Genomic DNA, 1,002 nt, shown 5'->3' on the forward strand with positions numbered 1-1,002 from the left:
GGAGCGAGCATCGAAGCACACGTTTCCGGTCGCTGTCCCTCCCGGCGCGAGGCGGCCCGACTGGAGCATCGGACGGTCGGTGCCGAACGTGGAGTCACGGATCGCGCCACCGGCGTCCTGCACATGCCAGTCCGTGTATCCGTTGAAGTCGTTCTCAGCGGTGCCGACGTTCACGATCGTCACCTCGCTGCACAAATAGCTGCCGAGCAACGAGTCGACGGCCTGGAGCGGCCCGACGGTGTAGGCGAGGTCGTCGCGACTGATGGTGGCGCCGGCCACTGCCGCGGTGTCGTGGTCGAGCTTGCCGGGGAATTCCGGCCCTCGGTCTGCCACGACCTCCTCTCCGGTGGGTCCCGAGATCACGGTAGCTTCCTTCTCGCCGCCGACGCTGGAGACTACGGCGATCGAGCAGGCGCCGAACAGCAGAACAGGCACACCGACGACGATCCAGGGCCACACCCGGCGCCTGGCACGCGGCGGGCGTCCCTGCGGGTTCTGGCTCGGGTCGGCGGGGTACGAGATCGGGTGCGTCATCACACTTCTCCTCATCGGTCTGGGCTGGGGATGCGGAGCAGGCGGTGCCGCTCCTCCGGTGTGAACAGCTCACCCGACCCAACCGGTCCGGCACCTCGTCCGATCGGACGGACCACCTCATCCTTTCGGGCCGATCGCTACGGCTGTGCGGACCGTTCGGACCATGTAGGTGCGGCACGGGATTGCGTAGCGTGCACGAGGTGATGGTTACTTCCGCTCAGGAGCTGCGACGACCGCCGGCGTGGCGCCGGCGTGTCTGGACCACAGCTGCCGTGACACTGAGCTTGTTCTGCACGTTCCTGACGCTGGGCCTCTCGTCGGACTCGAACACGGTTCCCGAATGGAACTACGCACTCGGGTTCGTGCTGGGCCTCGTCGCAGCGGGAGCTCTCGTACAGCGACACCGACGCCCCTGGATCGTGCTGGCCGTCACCCTCCTGGGACCGCTGCTGTTCTCCACCGATGCCA

1 protein-coding gene and 1 pseudogene are annotated in these 1,002 nt (G+C 67.3%); one reads left to right on the plus strand and one right to left on the minus strand.

The window, feature by feature from the left end; translation table 11 throughout:
* Positions 1-534 (minus strand): hypothetical protein (locus AB0H50_RS35655; RefSeq protein WP_357461707.1); only part of this gene is annotated, 534 nt, incomplete at its 3' end.
* Positions 535-806: 272 nt separating this feature from the next.
* Between AB0H50_RS35655 and AB0H50_RS35660 the strand changes: the two are divergent.
* Positions 807-1,002 (plus strand): annotated as a pseudogene (locus tag AB0H50_RS35660) (histidine kinase); the annotation flags it as partial.

Origin of the sequence: Nocardia sp. NPDC050793 (genome assembly GCF_040654065.1) — a bacterium.
Taxonomy (GTDB): Bacteria; Actinomycetota; Actinomycetes; order Mycobacteriales; family Mycobacteriaceae; genus Nocardia.